Genomic DNA, 14,629 nt, shown 5'->3' on the forward strand with positions numbered 1-14,629 from the left:
TACATTTCACCATCATAATATGATAAGTTCTTTCGGTGAGTGGGTCAATCGTTTATTGCCGTCAGCTGTCAGGACAATATCATCCTCAATTCTCACGCCGCCGACATCCGGCAAGTAAATTCCCGGCTCAACTGTCACGACCATTCCTTCTTCTAAGACGACCTCTGATCGTGAGGAAAGGCCTGGCGCTTCATGTACTTCCATCCCTAGCCCGTGGCCAGTTGAATGCCCGAAGTATTGACCATAGCCATACTTTTCAATGATGTCACGTGTGATGCGATCAGCTTCTTTTCCTGTTAAGCCTGGCTTGATTCTATCCACACCAGCGTTTTCTGCTTCTAATACGATATGATAAATTTCCTTTAGCTTATCGCTCGGTGTGCCGACAGCAATCGTTCTAGTCATATCAGAACAATAACCTTTATAGTAAGCACCAAAATCGAGTGTGACTAAATCACCAGATTCAATCACCTTTTCACTCGCTCTTCCGTGCGGCAGGCTTGAACGAACACCTGAGGCGACAATCATATCGAATGAAGATCCTTCAGCGCCTTCTTTTCTCATGAAAAATTCAAGCTCGTTCATGACAGCAATTTCCGTCAAGCCCGGCTTGATGTAAGTGAGAATATGATCAAAGGCGTGATCTGCAATCTTCGCAGCTTCCTCTAATATCTTAATCTCTTCACTAGACTTAATCAAGCGCAACTTTTCAACTGATTCTGAGACCGGAACAAGCTCTATATCGCCTGCTTTATCTGCATACTGCTGGTACGTGGCAAATGTCATATGATGTTGTTCAAACCCAAGGCGTTTTATCCCAAATTCCTTTGCCGTTTGGGCTGCGGTTTCCACGATGTTTCCTTTATGTTCAATAATGTCGTAGCCTTTTACTTGGTCCTTCGCTTGCTCTGTATAACGAAAATCCGTGATAAAAGCTGCCTGGTCCTTTGAAACAACTGCAAGACCGGCTGAGCCAGTAAAGCTGGTCATGTACTGTAAATTAAAGCTGCTCGTAATGACAAGACCATCGATCTCTAATTCAGATAAAAGTGTTCTTAACTTTTCAAGTTTCATGATACTGCTCCCCCTTCACTCACTAAATAACGAATCGCCAATTTATACCCTTCTAAACCAAGACCAACGATTTGCCCTTGGCATACTGGAGCAAGTACAGAATGATGGCGGAATTCCTCTCTCTTATGAACGTTTGAGATATGTACTTCGACGACGGATAAAGAAATACTTGCAATGGCATCTCTCAGCGCATAGCTGTAGTGTGTAAAAGCACCCGGGTTAAACACGACTCCATCGTACTGATCTTCTGCCTCGTGGAGCGCATCAATCAAATCCCCTTCGTGATTCGATTGAAAGAACGTTAACTGGATATTGGCTCTTTCTGCAAACTGGAACAAATCCGTTTCTAAATCTGTCAGCGTCTTACTTCCGTAAACAGCCGGCTCTCTTTTGCCAAGCCTATTTAAATTGGGCCCATTCAGCACAAGAAAATGAGGCATACAACCACTCCTTCACCCTAATTCAATCTATATCGAGATCTGTTTCTTTTTCATTAGAAACCTTTCGTTTCCAAAAATATTTTATCATATGAATAGGTGATTTACACTTTATTCTGTCTTTTTCCCGAGTGCCCTTGCAAGCTTCTGACTCGTTAATTCATTATATTCAAACGAAATACTGTACCCGACAAACATGCCATATAAAATATATAGGCAAAATGTCGTGACGATGGTGCTTTGCTGCAAATCTTGGACTTGCTTTACATCTGGGAAAATCGGATTAAATACGTAAAAAACGAGCAGCCATAAAAGCGCGCCATATATCAGCCCCATCCAATAGCCTTTGATTCGTTTTAAAACCCCATAATAAATAAAGGCTGCTCCAATCGATAAAACCCCTAAAAGCACAATACTAATAAAAGTGCCAAGTCCTCCCTTTTTCCACTCTCCGAGCACAAAAGGCTGAAGGAGCATATTGGGACTCACCTCTGAGAAATGAAACATATGGGTCAGAAACCCGATAAAGCCCCAAAAAACACCGCCAACAAAGCCTGTCGCAGCTGCTCTTGCCCACAGCGATGACGTTTGTACAGCCTGATTTGTCTCTTCTTGGTTTTTCTTTTCATCACGTTTCATTTGTGAACACCTCCAGCAAGTAGTATGTCCAAAATGTCATAAAAAAAAGGATTTCCATACGTGAGTGTAAAATTTTTATAACAGGGTATACTGGCTAAAAAGAGGTAGATAGAATTCTAGTAGATAATCGACTTGTGCGCTAGTGATTTCCCCTCATTTCCTGTACAATAAAGGTATAAGGAAATGCATGTAAATTACAGGAAACAGGCAGGTTGATGAAATATGTCCAATCAAACAAAACGTCCAGCATATGGAGGGCAGGCAGTTGTCGAAGGTGTCATGTTTGGAGGTAAAAAGAACTATGTGACAGCGATTCGGCGAAAGGATCAGTCCATTGAGTTTTTGAAGCTTCCCCGGACCTCCAATAAACGAACCGCCTTTCTCAAGAAAATCCCCTTTGTCAGGGGTGTTGCTGCACTTGTTGAAGCAAGCGCAAATGGCAGTAAGCACTTGAACTTCTCCAGCGAGCGCTATGACTTAGATCCTTCAGAAGATCATACTCTTGAAAAAGAACAAAAAAGCTCGAAATTATCCATGATTTTCGGCATTGCTGTAATCGGAGTTCTCTCTCTTCTCTTTAGTAAATTTGTCTTTACCCTAGTACCTGTCTTTTTAGCTGAACTGGTGCGGCCCGTCTTTTCAGGGAATTTCGCACAAATCGCAGTGGAAACATTCTTTAAACTGGTCCTGTTATTAGGCTACATTTACTTTATTTCCATGACCCCTTTAATTAAAAGGGTATTTCAATATCATGGCGCAGAACATAAAGTCATAAACTGCTATGAACAGAATCTTGACATCACAGTGGAAAATGTACAAAAACAATCACGGCTGCATTATCGATGCGGTAGCAGCTTTATTTTATTCACTGTCATTGTCGGAATGTTCGTCTATTTACTCGTACCGACAGATCCTTTATGGGTGAGAGTTCTGAATCGCTTGGCGCTCATTCCGGTTGTTCTGGGCATTTCATTTGAAGTGCTTCAGCTCACGAACAAACTCCGAGAAGTGCCTGTGCTTAAAGTGCTTGGCTATCCTGGCCTTTGGCTGCAATTGCTCACAACAAAAGAACCCTCTGACGATCAAGTCGAGGTAGCCATTGCAAGTTTTAATGAACTTCTTCGTTTAGAGGAAGCGTCTGAGAAACAAGCATCAGATTCTGCTCATCAAGTGATCTAACTTATAAATCCGGTAAATTCCTTCGGAGGTGGACAGTTATGAATCGCCGAGTACATCCTGCTTTTACCATTATTTTCGCTTTAGGTGTTTTGGGATTTGTGTATTTACTCACAACGAATCCAGGCAGACTTTTTACAATGCTGCTATCAGTTGTGATCATTGGAGCGGTTCTATTTTTCCTATTTAGATGGCTGATGAATCGAAGAACTGGAACAGAGGGCAATCTTTATCGTAAAGCAGTCAAACAATCAAAACGTCGCTACCAGCAGCCTAAACCAAAAACGAAAAGCCAGATGAAAAATCGGGTCACTCATTTGCGAAGCGTGCCGACTGACCACAAGTCTAAGCCCGTCCTTCTCAAAAAGAAAAGCCAAACACAGTTAACTGTGATTGAAGGCAAGAAAAACAAAAAGAAAAATCGCGCCTTGTTTTAAAATGTCCAGCTTTTTAAAAATTGCTCGGCTTTCTGTCTGCCTAGATCGACAAGCGCCTTTTTCTTTTCTGTCTTCAGATGAAAATCAGTGGCAATGACGTGTTCTACAGGAATAAAAATAACATGACGTTCGTGTTTTGTGGCAATGTGTCTTTCGTCATGAGCACCACGCATCGTTTCAAAAAGAGCGCCAAACAGTTCAAACGCATTGCGGATGGAGTGTTGAGGGCGTTCTTTTTCGTTTGGGGTTAATGTGACACCGACGAACGGTCTTTTTTTCTCTTCCGCAAACAACCAAATTGGAAAATTGCTAAGCACTCCTCCATCCACAATGGTACAAATGCCTTTTGATGACCTTAGTTTGACAGGCTCGAAAAAATACGGCAGGCTGCAACTCATCCGAATCGCCCTTGCAACGGAAAAGCGCTCTGGATTTAAGCCGTATGAAGGAAGGTCGTCTGGCAGCACGAGGATTTTCCCATTTGTTAAATCGGAGGCAACAATTTTCAGCGAATCTTTTTTGAGATCTCCAAATACGGTAACCCCTTTTCGTTTTAAAACGTCTGTCAGCCATTTTTCCAGCCGGTCGCCTTTGTACAGACCGAGGCGCCAGTAAATGGATACCCACCTGAGCATTTGAAACGGAATGAATTGGCATCTCCTGTCAAGTAAGTGATGTTCCTCCATTTCATCTAAAAGCTCCCGAATCTCCTGACTAGTAAAACCTGCTGCGATGAATGAAGCAATGATCGCTCCAGCACTTGTACCAGCAAGGCGGACAAATTGATATCCTCTCGCTTCAAGCGCTTCATAGGCACCCGCAAGTGCTGCCCCTTTAATGCCTCCACCTGAGAACACACCATCTATCTTCATCAAGGAGCCCCCTTTGATATCACGCTATTAATAGTGTAAGAGCATATGCTTTCAATTAGAACTTTAATCAAAAAGGACACCCATGCTGAGGGTGTCCTTTCAGCGCGCGGACAAACCCTCGCATTCGGTGTCAGGTCTGCGCTCCGGTGCTCACGAATGTCAAATTCGCTCCGCTCCGGTACTCGTCCTTCCTAGACTGCAAAGGTTTTCAAGTCACGCTGAAAAAACAGAAGACAAAGGGCTAAAATAAAGTTCATTTTAGCCCTTTGTCAACAATATGAAAGAACACCCTTGCTAAGGGTGTCCTTTTTCTTAAGATTCTTGATTTGTTTGTTCGTTTTTCTTTTGAATCGCTTTCAGCTGAACAGATCGCTCGTCGTTTTCTTCAAAGAATTGAACAAGATCGCCGATGCGGTCAATGCTGTTCCAGCTGAGATGATGTTCAATGCCTTCTACATCATCATAAATTTTCTCTTCATCTACACCAATGATTCTTAAAAATTGCTCTAGCAGTTCATGTCTGTATACGAGACGTTTTCCAATTTTTTTGCCTTTCGGGGTTAAAATTAGACCACGATACTTCTCATAAATGAGGTATTCATCTTTATCTAGCTTCTGAACCATTTTTGTTACAGAGGAGGGATGGACAGCGAGTGCTTCTGCAATATCAGAGACTCTGGCATATCCTTTTTCTTCTATCAGCATATATATTTGTTCAATGTAATCTTCCATACTAGGTGTAGTCATAAAACCCCTCCATAATGCACCTTTACTTAATAATCATAACAATTCTACACCATCGCCCATTAAAAAACAAGGAGTGTCCACTGTCTTAACGCTTGTAATTCCACTCGTCTGAGGCATATTTCGTTTTGGCGAGATGATGGACAAACGCTAATTCTTCATCTGTCAGCTCATAAGGCACAAGCTCAATATTTAACCCTTTTTCAAATCCTCGTTTAAACGCAACACGCGCATCGTCTATTGTACAAGTTCGGTCTGAGATTTCATTGATGGCGACCGCTTTGTTTTTAAAGCTCCGCTGCATCCGCTCTCTCACACGGTCGTTTGGATAAAGAAATAAATCGAACAATTTGTCCTCATCAAGGTCAATTAAGATGGAGCCGTGCTGGAGGATCACTCCTTTTTGTCTCGTTTGAGCACTGCCTGCTACCTTTCTGCCTTCTACGACAAGCTCATACCAGGAAGGAGCATCGAAGCATACAGACGATCTTGGATTTTTTAAGCTTTCTTTTTCTTTATCTGTACGAGGAATGGCAAAATATGCATCGAGTCCCAGTTCTTTAAAGCCCTCTAAAATGCCTTCTGAAATGACGCGGTATGCCTCTGTCACCGTCGCTGGCATTTCTGGATGTTCCTCTGACACAATCACGCTGTAGGTCAGCTCCTGATCATGAAGAACCCCCCGCCCTCCAGTTGGTCTACGGACAAACCCAAGACCATAGCGCTCGACTGCTTCCATGTTGATTTCCTTTTCAACATGCTGAAAATATCCAACAGACAATGTCGCCGGATTCCATCCATAAAAACGGATGACAGGCGGGATGAGCTTCTCACTATGCCAATAAAGCAAGGCTTCATCCATTGCCATGTTAAAGGCAGGGTCTTGATTTCCTGTATCAATGAAACACCATTTCTCTTTTTGCATATAAAAATCCCTTCTCTTTTACGTAGTCAATGTTAGATGATGGTGATGGCCACCGGTTTTCTCTCTTCATCAGTCTATCAAATAGGGAACGAATTGAAAATAATTCTTACCATTTATGATGACAAGTTTCTTTTGCTTTACTATAATAGTATTTGTCTAAAACGTACCATCAGACAGGCTACTGTGCTGATGCTCAAGAAGGAGTCGAGTTGTATTGTCAATATTCAACTATATCGTCCTCTCACTTTGTGGACTTTTCGTTCTTTATTCCATCGGCAGCTACATTTATCAGCAGCGCATTATGAAAACGCTGACGGAAGCAGAATTTATTAAAGGTTACCGCAAAGCTCAACTCATTGATGTGAGAGAGCCAAATGAGTTTGAAGGCGGACATATTTTAGGGGCAAGAAACATCCCCCTTTCCCAGCTAAAGCAGCGCAAAAATGAAATTCGTCCTGACAAGCCTGTTTATCTCTATTGCCAAAACAATTTAAGAAGCGGAAAAGCAGCTCAAACTTTACGTAAAAACGGCTGTCGTGAGATTTATAATTTAAAAGGCGGCTTTAAAAAATGGGGCGGCCGCATCAAAACAAAGAACTAACAAAAAAGACTCTGGGAGCGTGGTCCCCCTGAGTCTTTTTTTCTTTATCTTTCAAAAACGAGGACTGGATTCCGCGCGGCCTTTGTTTCGTCCATTCGTTTGACGACCGTCGTATGCGGCGCTTCCTGTACCACTTCTGGATTCTCTTCTGCTTCTTTGGCAATCTGAATCATCGCTTCGATGAAGGCATCAAGAGTTTCTTTTGATTCTGTTTCAGTTGGTTCAATCATGATACATTCCTCTACATTGAGCGGGAAGTAGATCGTTGGCGGATGATAGCCAAAATCAAGTAATCGTTTAGCAATATCGAGTGTCCGCACACCTAATTTTTTCTGACGTTTACCTGAAAGAACAAATTCATGCTTACAGTGACGGTCAAATGGCAAATCGAAATGAGCACTTAAGCGGCGCATCATATAGTTCGCATTTAACACGGCATTATCCGTTACAGCCTTTAGGCCGTCTGGACCCATAGAGCGAATGTACGCATATGCTCTGACGTTAATGCCAAAGTTGCCATAGAACGGCTTCACGCGGCCAATTGATTCTGGTCGATCATCATCAAAGTAAAAGCGGCCTTCCTTCTTCACAAGTACCGGCTTTGGCAAGTACGGAATCAAATCCTTTTTTACACCAACAGGACCTGAACCAGGGCCTCCGCCTCCATGTGGACCTGTAAAGGTTTTATGGAGATTTAAGTGAACGACGTCAAACCCCATATCCCCCGGTCTTGCTCTGCTTAAAACGGCATTCAAGTTGGCTCCGTCATAATAAAGCTTACCGCCAGCTCCATGAACGATTTCAGCCATTTCTAAAATATTTTCTTCGAATAGACCGAGTGTATTCGGATTCGTCAGCATTAAAGCAGCTGTTTCTTCATTGACAACACGGCGCAGGTCCTCTAAATCAACAAGCCCATTCGCATCAGATGCGACGGTAATGGTTTCAAATCCGGCCACTGTCGCAGATGCCGGGTTCGTTCCATGGGCAGAATCAGGCACAATGACTTTTGTTCGCTTATGGTCTCCTCTTGCTTCATGGTACGCACGGATCATCATGAGTCCTGTCCATTCCCCGTGTGCTCCTGCCGCAGGCTGTAATGTCACAGCGTCCATCCCAGTAATTTCTTCAAGATGAGCACCCAGGTCGTGGAGTAACTCTAATGCACCTTGCACAGTGTCTGCCTCCTGTAGTGGATGGACTTGCGCGAAGCCTGCAAGGCGTGCGACCTTTTCATTAATCTTCGGATTATATTTCATCGTACAAGAGCCAAGAGGATAAAATCCGGAATCGACCCCATGATTACGTCTTGATAATGCTGTATAATGACGCATGATATCAAGCTCAGATACTTCAGGAAGCTCAGCATCCTCATGACGGATATACGTGTCATCAAATAAAGACGGGATCTCCTGTTCAGGTACATCTAAATCAGGCAGGCTATAACCAATTCTTCCTTCTTTGGATAATTCAAAAATAAGCGGCTGATCTTGTTTATTCATGGCGATCCCCCAATTCCTTAATGAACGTATCAATTTCTTCTTTCGTTCTTAGCTCTGTTACGGCGACAAGCATGTGATGTTGAAGCTCTGGGTAGTCTATCCCTAAGTCATAGCCGCCGATGATTCCTTTTTCAAGCAATCGTTTATTGGCTTCTTTCACAGGCTCTTGTAATTTGATCACAAATTCATTAAAATGGGCCCCTTCTATATCAGCAAGCAGTCCATATGTTTGAGCCTGCATCTTAGCATAGTGCGCTTTTTGCACGTTTTGATAGGCGATGTCTTTGATGCCTGTTTTTCCGAGTGCTGTCATGGCAACGGAAGCGGCTAATGCATTTAATGCCTGATTCGAACAAATATTGGACGTCGCTTTATCTCTCCGAATATGCTGCTCACGCGCTTGAAGGGTCAGCACAAACCCACGAACACCATTTTCATCTTCTGTCTGCCCGACTAAACGACCTGGCACTTTTCGCATCAACTTTTTCGTCACAGCAAAATATCCGCAATGCGGCCCGCCAAACGCTGCTGGAATGCCAAACGGCTGTGCATCACCAACGACAATGTCTGCCCCAAGTTTACCTGGCGGCGTCAGTAACCCGAGTGCAAGCGGATTACTTGAGACAATGAACAGACTTTTTCCTTTATGCGCAATAGGTTCAATGTCTTTTAACGGTTCGACGACACCAAAGAAGTTTGGATATTGCATAAGAACTGCTGCTGTATCGTCACAGACGGCCTTCTCTAATGCTGCTAGATCCGTCTGCCCTTTTTTTGCAGGCACTTCAACAACTTCGATGTGCTGTCCTTTGGCGTATGTTTTTAGCACTGCTCTTGATTCAGGGTGAACCGTTTCAGAAACAACCACTTTTTTCTTTTTTGTGTGTCCCGCAGCCAGCATCGCCGCTTCAGCTAATGCCGTCCCGCCATCATACATCGAGGAGTTGGCAAGATCCATACCCGTCAGCTCAGCAATCATTGTTTGAAATTCAAAAATGGCTTGTAGTTCACCTTGCGAAATCTCCGGCTGATAAGGTGTGTATGCTGTATAAAATTCGGAACGTGAGATGACATGATCAACAATGACAGGCTGGTAATGATCATATACACCGGCACCAAGAAACGATGCATAGGAAACCGTATCCTTATTCTTTGCAGCTAATCGGGATAATTCCCTTACAAGCTCTGTTTCAGATGCGGCTTCTTTAATGTTGTATGCTCCTTTAAATCTCACTTTTTCTGGGATATCTGAAAAAAGCTCATCAATCGACTGAACGCCGATGACATCCAGCATTTCTTTTTGATCTCGCTCGGTTTGCGGCAGATACCTGTGCTTCATCCTCTATTCCCCCTCGTTATTTGGCTCTTTTATAAAATGGTGTTGCGACGATTTTAGCTTTTAGACGTTTTTTGCGAACTTGTACTTCCACCTCTGCCTGAAGCTGCGCCTGAGAAGATTCGATCAAAGCAAGCCCGACATTTTTCTTTAATGTTGGGGATTGTGTGCCGGTTGTGACAACCCCAATCTGCTTTTCTCCTGAAAAGACCGGATAGTCTGTGCGCGGAATCCCTTTATCGATCATTTCAATGCCGACAAGCTTTCGCTTCGCTCCCTCTTCTTTTTGCTTTTTGAGCGCTTCTTTGCCAATAAAATTGGCTTCTTTATCCGTTTTGACAGCAAAGCCAATCCCGCCTTCTAATGGAGAGATATCCTTTGTCAGCTCCTGGCCATAAAGCGGAAGTCTTGCTTCAAATCTTAAGGTGTCACGTGCACCGAGCCCGCACGGTATTAACCCTTTTGGCTCGCCTGCTTCTAATAAAGCCGACCAGATGTGGACCGCATCTTCTGACTGGCAGTAGATTTCAAAGCCGTCCTCCCCTGTGTAGCCCGTTCTTGAAACAAGCACTTCTTTTTGAGCGACCTCAGCTTTTGATAAAAATGTAAATGGCTTGAGAGATGTCACCTCTTCATCCGCCACATCTTTCATAATGTCAGCAGCAAGAGGTCCTTGAAGGGCTAGCAAGGCGATTTGATCCGAGACATTTTGGATCAATACGTCGTTCTCATCTTGATGCTGAAGCAGCCAATCCACATCTTTTTCAATATTTGATGCATTAATGACAAGCAGATAATTGTTCTTTTCTTTTTGATAGACGAGCAGATCATCCACCGTCCCGCCATCTTCATAGCACATGGCTGTATATAGTGCCTTACCGTCTGTCAGCTTAGACACATCATTGGTTAATAACCTTTGTAAAAAAGGAAGGGCATCTTGACCTTTGATTTCCACCTCACCCATGTGAGACACATCAAAAAGCCCTGCTTTTGTTCGAACAGCTTCATGTTCTTCTTTAATGGAAGAAAATTGGACAGGTAATTCCCAGCCCCCGAAGTCAATGGTTTTTGCGCCAAACGTTTCATACGCATGAAAAAGCGGTGTTCGTTTCAACATCAATCGTTTCCCCCTTTTTTCTTTCAGTGCAGATCACAAGCTGAATTTTCAGAAAAAAATCGCAGCAAAAAAGGACAGAGCGCTCCCTTTTATCAAAAAGAAGTCTCTGTCCTTGCACCTGAAAGTTTACAGCACAACAGCATTGTGCGTTTTCCCCTTTGGTGGTTTGCTAAAAATCGATGAGCAAACACTCTCCAGAGTTGCGTCCGGTAAGAGTACTTTTGCCTGAGAGATTCACTGAAACGATTCAGCTTGCTCCTTCGGCGCCTGCCAGTGCTAAATAACCGCCAAGTCTCTCCCCATACCATCATCCGCTCATATTCTTCACATTTATTGGACATACTATCAAAATGGGTGACTTATTTTCTAGATCACTTACCAACATCCTACCATTAGAAACGGATGAAGAGCAACAGAAAAATCATTAACATTTTTCAAACAAACATTCACTATCGTTCGCTTTTATTCATATATCTAGTCTTTTAAAGACCTCTTAAAAAATGAAGCGTTTAAATACAGAACAATTTTATCATTAACCTATTAGAAAGGCAGGCGATCACATTGAATATACAAACGATTTTTGATCAGGAATGGGCAAGTGAATTTCAGCAGCGGCTTGCAGCAGACGGCCCCTGGGCGAACTGGGACATGTACCGTTTAGCGACGCAGGTTCAAAAAGTCACAGCCATTGATTCATTTGAAGGACTGCAAGCTCCCGCGCACCTGCCTGCATTCACGCCTTTAAAACATCAGCTTGAAGTAGCCAGAAGAGTCGTAGAAGAGATGAACGGAAAAGCCATTTTAGCAGATGAAGTGGGACTTGGAAAAACCGTAGAAGCAGGACTCATTATCAAAGAATACATGATTCGTGGACTTGCAAAAAAAATTCTCATACTTGTCCCCGCCTCCCTTGTGTCTCAATGGGTACAGGAGCTGCGGACGAAATTTTACATTGATGCTGTTGAACAAAAAAAGAGCTACGTGTGGGAGCAGTGTGACGTCGTGGTTTCCTCCATTGATACAGCCAAAAGACAGCCGCATCGAGACACCATTTTATCAATTGCCTACGATATGGTCATTATTGATGAAGCACACAAACTGAAAAACAATAAAACGAAAAACTATGAATTTGTGAGAAATCTAAATAAGAAATTCTGCCTGCTGCTGACAGCGACACCTATCCAAAACCGTATCGGAGAAATATTTAATCTCGTTTCCCTTCTGAAGCCAGGCCACCTCGGGAATGAACATCAGTTTAAAGATGTCTTTGCCAAAAAGGATTTACAGCTTGAAGACCACGACCGATTAAAACAGCTTGTGAATAAAGTGATGATTCGTAACCGAAGGCAAGACACGGGCATCGAGTGGACAAAACGGCATGTCAAAACGATTTCCATTGATTTCTCTCCAACGGAACAAGCTTTATATGATGAAATCTGCAAGCTGAAAGAGAACCCGTCTTATACAAAGCACATGTTTTCCATCATGACCTTGGAACGTGAATGCTGTTCAAGCCGCGAGGCGGTCTATATGACGATTAAAAAAATGCAGGAAGATGAAAAACATATCCTTGGATCTTCTGCTATAGCGCAAATTATGGAGAAAATCAATCAAGTTCAGCAAAACACAAAGGCGCTTGAAGTCGTCAAGCTTATTCAGCAGTTAAATGAAAAGGTCATTATTTTCACCGAATACCGCGCGACACAAATATATTTACAATGGTTTCTTCAGCAAAATGGCATCAGCTCCGTTCCTTTTCGAGGCGGCTTTAAGCGGGGCAAAAAAGATTGGATGAAAGATTTATTTAGAGAACGGGCGCAAGTGTTAATTGCGACAGAAGCGGGCGGCGAAGGAATCAACCTTCAGTTTTGTAACCAAATCATCAACTACGATCTTCCGTGGAACCCGATGCGTCTAGAACAGCGAATTGGACGTATCCACCGCCTTGGACAAGAGCGAGATGTCCACATTTACAATATGGCAACAAACGGAACCGTTGAGGAACATATCTTAAAGCTTTTATATGAAAAAATTCAGCTGTTTGAAAACGTCATTGGCGATCTAGATGATATTTTAACGCGAATAGATATCAAAGATGCCGAAACAGAACTACATCAGATTCTCTTTCAGCACGAATCAGACGGAGACATGAAAAAGAAATTAACCCAGTTTGCTTCCTATTTATCAGAAGCAAAAACACCACTTTTAGAAAAAAGACAGCAAGGCTCATAAAGGAGAGTTGATCAATGGAGCAGCGTGACATACATACCTTTCTTCTCCGTTTCTTTCAGGCAAATCAATGCGACATACTAGAAGAAAGTGCAGGACATATGACCGTACAACTAACCATCGATATGGATAAATTGATTATGAACCGCCCTTTTTATTGGCACTGGCTTGAAAAAACTGGTGGTGTACCAGAGCCGCGGCAATTGACCCTCATCACCGATCAAAAAAAAGTGGATGATACGATTGAGGGTGAATTTATCCACTTTGGCTCCCCTCGTTTATTTCAAATATTTGAAGCTGTCAAACAGCAGGGCCGTTTTATCCGTCTCTATGAACGAGTCACTCCGCTCACGAACAACCAGATCGCACTCGAGCCATGGCTTGGTCTCAATGTGAAAATTTCTTATCTCGCAGATCGAAAGAAGGATAAACTTTTATCACTAGGACTTCATCTAATACGCGGAGAAGTCGTTGAACAATTTCAAGAAAAGCTGGAAACCCGTGAGCTGTCATCTCAAATTCCCGATTATTGCTTTACAATGAGTACAATGATCAAGCCAGAAAGCGGAGTCAAACGGCTCTATAGTCTAATGGAGCGTTACGCCCATGAGGAACCAGACAATTGGGCGGTGAGAGCTGTTCAAAAATGGAAAGAAGACACTGAACTTTTAAACCAATTTTATGAAGGGACTTCAGACACGTCTGTAGAATATGAAATAGAAAGACAAGCACTTAAAACTTTATACGAACCAAAAATCAGTCTTACGATTGAAAATGGCGGACTTTTTTACTTACAGCAAAAAAGAGGAGGTTGACCCATAGGTCCCCTCCCTTTCATGTGACATACAATTTTCGATCAGCCAAAAGCAACGTTTGTCTGTTTGTATTGGGCGGAAAAATGACGCAAGCAAACTATGAGGTCTTACCACCTGTGTCTTTCCATTTCATGCGTTAAGTGCCTGAAATACATGATTCAGTATTTTAGGAGGGTATTTGTATGGAAAAGAAAACGAACATATTAGACAGTGAATGGATTGAATTATTACTTGAAGCTCGTAAAGCAGGGCTAACAGTTGAAGAAGTCCGTCAATTCCTCAAATCAAGTGAAAAGTCCTCTGAGTCTCACCCTCTGGTAAGAAGTCATTCTATCAAACCTTTCTGAATGTGCTATAATATCGAAAGGAAGGTGATGACATTGATTGGCCAGCGTATTAAACAATACCGCAATGAAAAAGGCTACTCACTATCAGAACTGGCCGAAAAGGCTGGGGTAGCGAAGTCTTATTTAAGCTCAATAGAAAGAAACTTGCAAACAAACCCCTCCATTCAATTTCTTGAAAAAGTCTCCGCTGTTCTGGACGTCTCGGTTCATACACTGTTACACGAAAAAGATGAAACCGAATACGATGGTCAATTAGATAGTGAATGGGAAAAACTAGTTCGAGATGCAATGACATCAGGGGTTTCGAAAAAGCAATTTCGTGAATTTTTAGATTATCAAATCTGGAAAAAAAATCAAGAAGAGGAGTAAAGCGCACAT

At 42.7% G+C, this 14,629-nt stretch carries 16 protein-coding genes and 2 riboswitches; of the genes, 7 read left to right on the forward strand and 9 right to left on the reverse strand.

Annotated elements, in window-relative coordinates:
- Window positions 1–12 precede the first annotated feature (12 nt).
- The 3 genes from C6Y06_RS10480 to C6Y06_RS10490 all read right to left on the reverse strand — a co-directional run bounded on the left by C6Y06_RS10480 (window position 13) and on the right by C6Y06_RS10490 (window position 2,150).
- Complete coding sequence (locus C6Y06_RS10480) at window positions 13–1,074, reverse strand: M24 family metallopeptidase (protein WP_060596826.1); 1,062 nt, start codon at window positions 1,072–1,074, stop codon at window positions 13–15.
- A complete protein-coding gene (gene aroQ / locus C6Y06_RS10485; protein ID WP_003215787.1) occupies window positions 1,071–1,514 on the reverse strand; it encodes a type II 3-dehydroquinate dehydratase in 444 nt (147 codons plus the stop codon). The genes C6Y06_RS10480 and aroQ overlap by 4 nt, the downstream gene beginning before the upstream one ends.
- A gap of 108 nt (window positions 1,515–1,622) precedes the next feature.
- On the reverse strand, window positions 1,623–2,150 hold the full coding sequence (locus C6Y06_RS10490; RefSeq protein ID WP_066030670.1) for a YqhR family membrane protein: 528 nt from the start codon (window positions 2,148–2,150) through the stop codon (window positions 1,623–1,625).
- Window positions 2,151–2,372: 222 nt separating this feature from the next.
- Here C6Y06_RS10490 and C6Y06_RS10495 point away from each other — a divergent pair, with 222 nt between their 5' ends.
- Both C6Y06_RS10495 and C6Y06_RS10500 read left to right on the forward strand, forming a co-directional pair.
- On the forward strand, window positions 2,373–3,329 hold the full coding sequence (locus C6Y06_RS10495) for a DUF1385 domain-containing protein (RefSeq protein ID WP_060596827.1): 957 nt from the start codon (window positions 2,373–2,375) through the stop codon (window positions 3,327–3,329).
- 38 nt (window positions 3,330–3,367) lie between these two features.
- Entirely contained in the window at window positions 3,368–3,763 is a 396-nt protein-coding gene (locus C6Y06_RS10500; RefSeq protein WP_106036854.1) for an SA1362 family protein, read from the forward strand.
- Here the strand turns inward: C6Y06_RS10500 and C6Y06_RS10505 are convergent.
- The 3 genes from C6Y06_RS10505 to C6Y06_RS10515 all read right to left on the reverse strand — a co-directional run bounded on the left by C6Y06_RS10505 (window position 3,760) and on the right by C6Y06_RS10515 (window position 6,304).
- On the reverse strand, window positions 3,760–4,635 hold the full coding sequence (locus C6Y06_RS10505; RefSeq protein ID WP_060596829.1) for a patatin-like phospholipase family protein: 876 nt from the start codon (window positions 4,633–4,635) through the stop codon (window positions 3,760–3,762). The genes C6Y06_RS10500 and C6Y06_RS10505 overlap by 4 nt on opposite strands.
- Before the next feature lie 312 nt (window positions 4,636–4,947).
- The gene (mntR, locus tag C6Y06_RS10510) at window positions 4,948–5,382 is read right to left on the reverse strand and encodes a transcriptional regulator MntR (protein ID WP_003215946.1); all 435 of its coding nucleotides are present in this window, start codon (window positions 5,380–5,382) and stop codon (window positions 4,948–4,950) included.
- An 85-nt stretch (window positions 5,383–5,467) separates the two neighbouring features.
- Window positions 5,468–6,304, reverse strand: coding sequence for a lipoate--protein ligase family protein (locus tag C6Y06_RS10515; RefSeq protein WP_003216009.1), 837 nt, complete (start codon window positions 6,302–6,304; stop codon window positions 5,468–5,470).
- Between the two features lie 220 nt (window positions 6,305–6,524).
- Here C6Y06_RS10515 and C6Y06_RS10520 point away from each other — a divergent pair, with 220 nt between their 5' ends.
- Window positions 6,525–6,905 (forward strand): rhodanese-like domain-containing protein, encoded by a 381-nt coding sequence (locus C6Y06_RS10520; protein ID WP_024718853.1) that lies wholly within the window; start codon window positions 6,525–6,527, stop codon window positions 6,903–6,905.
- A gap of 44 nt (window positions 6,906–6,949) precedes the next feature.
- Here C6Y06_RS10520 and gcvPB read toward each other — a convergent pair whose 3' ends face one another.
- From gcvPB to gcvT, 3 genes are read right to left on the reverse strand one after another with little or no spacing between them, the layout of a single operon-like run.
- Window positions 6,950–8,407 (reverse strand): aminomethyl-transferring glycine dehydrogenase subunit GcvPB, encoded by a 1,458-nt coding sequence (gene gcvPB / locus C6Y06_RS10525; protein WP_066030668.1) that lies wholly within the window; start codon window positions 8,405–8,407, stop codon window positions 6,950–6,952.
- Entirely contained in the window at window positions 8,400–9,746 is a 1,347-nt protein-coding gene (gene gcvPA / locus C6Y06_RS10530; protein ID WP_106036855.1) for an aminomethyl-transferring glycine dehydrogenase subunit GcvPA, read from the reverse strand. The genes gcvPB and gcvPA overlap by 8 nt, the downstream gene beginning before the upstream one ends.
- Before the next feature lie 16 nt (window positions 9,747–9,762).
- A complete protein-coding gene (gcvT, locus tag C6Y06_RS10535; RefSeq protein WP_106036856.1) occupies window positions 9,763–10,860 on the reverse strand; it encodes a glycine cleavage system aminomethyltransferase GcvT in 1,098 nt (365 codons plus the stop codon).
- Window positions 10,861–10,964: 104 nt separating this feature from the next.
- Window positions 10,965–11,060: riboswitch (glycine riboswitch) on the reverse strand.
- 3 nt (window positions 11,061–11,063) lie between these two features.
- Window positions 11,064–11,171: riboswitch (glycine riboswitch) on the reverse strand.
- A gap of 250 nt (window positions 11,172–11,421) precedes the next feature.
- Here gcvT and C6Y06_RS10540 point away from each other — a divergent pair.
- The 4 genes from C6Y06_RS10540 (at window position 11,422) to sinR (ending at window position 14,620) form a co-directional block, all read left to right on the forward strand.
- Window positions 11,422–13,092, forward strand: a complete 1,671-nt coding sequence (locus tag C6Y06_RS10540; protein ID WP_106036857.1) for a DEAD/DEAH box helicase — start codon at window positions 11,422–11,424, stop codon at window positions 13,090–13,092.
- Window positions 13,093–13,106: 14 nt separating this feature from the next.
- Window positions 13,107–13,904: a YqhG family protein gene (locus C6Y06_RS10545; RefSeq protein WP_034661279.1), complete on the forward strand. Its 798-nt coding sequence runs from the start codon at window positions 13,107–13,109 to the stop codon at window positions 13,902–13,904.
- 182 nt (window positions 13,905–14,086) lie between these two features.
- Window positions 14,087–14,251, forward strand: coding sequence for an anti-repressor SinI family protein (locus tag C6Y06_RS10550; RefSeq protein WP_106031001.1), 165 nt, complete (start codon window positions 14,087–14,089; stop codon window positions 14,249–14,251).
- A 33-nt stretch (window positions 14,252–14,284) separates the two neighbouring features.
- Window positions 14,285–14,620: a transcriptional regulator SinR gene (sinR, locus tag C6Y06_RS10555; RefSeq protein WP_095285385.1), complete on the forward strand. Its 336-nt coding sequence runs from the start codon at window positions 14,285–14,287 to the stop codon at window positions 14,618–14,620.
- The last annotated feature ends 9 nt before the right edge of the window (window positions 14,621–14,629 follow it).

The organism is Bacillus sp. MZGC1, from assembly GCF_002998605.1.
Lineage (GTDB): Bacteria > Bacillota > Bacilli > Bacillales > Bacillaceae > Bacillus.

Excerpts from the sequence above, each read along its gene's own strand:
- C6Y06_RS10480 (WP_060596826.1), bottom strand. The coding sequence starts at position 1,074 with ATGAAACTTGAAAAGTTAAGAACACTTTTATCTGAATTAGAGATCGAT.
- aroQ (WP_003215787.1), bottom strand. The coding sequence starts at position 1,514 with ATGCCTCATTTTCTTGTGCTGAATGGGCCCAATTTAAATAGGCTTGGC.
- C6Y06_RS10490 (WP_066030670.1), bottom strand. The coding sequence starts at position 2,150 with ATGAAACGTGATGAAAAGAAAAACCAAGAAGAGACAAATCAGGCTGTA.
- C6Y06_RS10495 (WP_060596827.1), top strand. The coding sequence starts at position 2,373 with ATGTCCAATCAAACAAAACGTCCAGCATATGGAGGGCAGGCAGTTGTC.
- C6Y06_RS10500 (WP_106036854.1), top strand. The coding sequence starts at position 3,368 with ATGAATCGCCGAGTACATCCTGCTTTTACCATTATTTTCGCTTTAGGT.
- C6Y06_RS10505 (WP_060596829.1), bottom strand. The coding sequence starts at position 4,635 with ATGAAGATAGATGGTGTGTTCTCAGGTGGAGGCATTAAAGGGGCAGCA.
- mntR (WP_003215946.1), bottom strand. The coding sequence starts at position 5,382 with ATGACTACACCTAGTATGGAAGATTACATTGAACAAATATATATGCTG.
- C6Y06_RS10515 (WP_003216009.1), bottom strand. The coding sequence starts at position 6,304 with ATGCAAAAAGAGAAATGGTGTTTCATTGATACAGGAAATCAAGACCCT.
- gcvPB (WP_066030668.1), bottom strand. The coding sequence starts at position 8,407 with ATGAATAAACAAGATCAGCCGCTTATTTTTGAATTATCCAAAGAAGGA.
- gcvPA (WP_106036855.1), bottom strand. The coding sequence starts at position 9,746 with ATGAAGCACAGGTATCTGCCGCAAACCGAGCGAGATCAAAAAGAAATG.
- gcvT (WP_106036856.1), bottom strand. The coding sequence starts at position 10,860 with ATGTTGAAACGAACACCGCTTTTTCATGCGTATGAAACGTTTGGCGCA.
- C6Y06_RS10545 (WP_034661279.1), top strand. The coding sequence starts at position 13,107 with ATGGAGCAGCGTGACATACATACCTTTCTTCTCCGTTTCTTTCAGGCA.
- C6Y06_RS10550 (WP_106031001.1), top strand. The coding sequence starts at position 14,087 with ATGGAAAAGAAAACGAACATATTAGACAGTGAATGGATTGAATTATTA.